Source organism: Actinopolymorpha alba DSM 45243, assembly GCF_000373925.1.
GTDB lineage: Bacteria > Actinomycetota > Actinomycetes > Propionibacteriales > Actinopolymorphaceae > Actinopolymorpha > Actinopolymorpha alba.
In genome coordinates this window covers 1-1,785 of record NZ_KB892726.1, presented here as the reverse complement: position 1 = coordinate 1,785, position 1,785 = coordinate 1, and the positions used below count along the sequence as shown (strand labels likewise).

The 1,785-nt window shown below is 67.8% G+C and carries 1 protein-coding gene and 1 pseudogene; both read left to right on the top strand.

The annotated features are described in order from the left end of the window. Positions 1-345 precede the first annotated feature (345 nt). Positions 346-1,524: an NAD(P)/FAD-dependent oxidoreductase gene (locus tag B141_RS0106360; protein ID WP_237742627.1), complete on the top strand. Its 1,179-nt coding sequence runs from the start codon at positions 346-348 to the stop codon at positions 1,522-1,524. A gap of 144 nt (positions 1,525-1,668) precedes the next feature. Beyond that, a pseudogene (locus B141_RS49020) lies at positions 1,669-1,785 on the top strand (sigma factor); the annotation flags it as partial.

Genomic DNA, 1,785 nt, shown 5'->3' with positions numbered 1-1,785 from the left:
TTGCCCACGCCGACCGGAACGCTTCCCACAACATCGCCCGCAAGGGCGAGGCTGTGTGGACTGCGGGGCGTGAGTCACGCGTCCCTGCCACCCCACAAGGAGTGTCTGGACGCAGGAGCCAACCCAGCAGCCAGTTGGGCGCTACCTCCAAGCCCGGTCCTTCAGGGCCGTCGCTACTGATCACGCTCGGGTTCATGGGCAGCTGGGGCATCCTCAGGCCCCTGTCCTCATGCGGAGCCCACGCCTGTGGAGTGATCTGTCTCACGCGTGTCACAACCATCGGTGACGCGGTGTCTTGGGCCTGAACCCCAAAACGGAGGAGACACCATGACTGAGAACACCGATGTGGTGGTGATCGGCGGCGGATATGCCGGCGTCATGGCGGCCAATCGCCTGACGCAGCGTGAGGACGTGACAGTGACCCTGATCAACCCGCGCCCGACCTTCGTCGCGCGGCTCCGCCTGCATCAACTGGTGGGCGGGTCCCACGACGCGGTCGTCGATTACGGAGAGGTCCTGGCCGAGGGAATCCGGTTGGTGGTCGACACCGTGACCCGGATCGACGCGGCCGAGCGCAGCGTGACCTTGGCGAAGGGCGGCATGGTCGGCTACGACTACCTGGTCTACGCGGTGGGCAGCGGCAGCGCTGACCGGTGTGTGCCCGGCGCGGCCGAGTTCGCCTACCCGATTGCCACTCTGGAGGCGGCGCAGCAGCTGCGGTCGGTCGTCGACGCCGCGCCCGCAACGGCCGCGATGACGGTTGTCGGAGCCGGTCCGACCGGCATTGAGACCGTCGCCGAGCTGGCGGAGCTGGGCCGCCGGGTGACCCTGGTCTGCGGGGGTGTGCTCGGCCCGTACCTGCACCCGCGGGCTCGACGCGTGGCTTCCAAGCGGCTCGCCACGCTCGGTGTGACCGTGCTCGACGGTCCCGACGCGAAGGTGACGGCGGTGACGCGCGACGCTGTGCAACTCGGTGACGGCCGCACGCTGCCGAGCAGGGTGACGATCTGGACCGCCGGGTTCGGCGTGCCGGACCTGGCCGCACGCAGCGGGTTGAGCACCGACGCCGTGGGGCGCCTGCTTACGGACGAGACGTTGACGGCTGTGGATGATGTGCGCATCATCGCGGCCGGGGACTCGGCGGCGCCGTCGGATCTGCCGTTCCGGATGAGCGCCTATGCCGCGGGTTGCCTGGGCGCACACGCTGCCGACACGGTGCTCGATCGGATCGCGGGTAAGCGGCCTGCGCCCATTAAGCTGTCGTTCCCCGCCATGTGCATCAGCCTGGGTCGTCGCGCCGGCATCTACCAGCTCGCCCACCTGGACGACACCGCGATGAGGCTCTTCCTCGGCGGCCGCCCGGGCGCAAAGCTCAAGGAGCTCTCCTGCACGTATAGCGTCAAGCACCTGGCGAACGAGGCACGCAAGCCTGGTTCGCACACCTGGCTCAAGAATGACAAGCGGCAGCAATTGCTGCGGGCCAAGCGCGGCCAAGCGCTGGCCACCCCTGAGCGGTCAGCGTGAGCCACGTATCGGTAGCAGATCCGTCGATTATGAACGGATCTGGACTGCGGGTTGTGCGGCGGCGCTCCTATTGCGGGACGCCGCCGCACGTGTGTGTTTGGTCCTGTGAGTGATGGAGCTGGCTGTGAGGGAGAGGATCGGGGTATGGGTGACCACGTCACTGACGCGGCGACCGAGACTTTCATCGCCCACCGCAACCTGCTCTTCACCGTCGCCTACGAGATGCTCGGGTCGGCGGCGGATGCCGAAGACGTCCTTCAG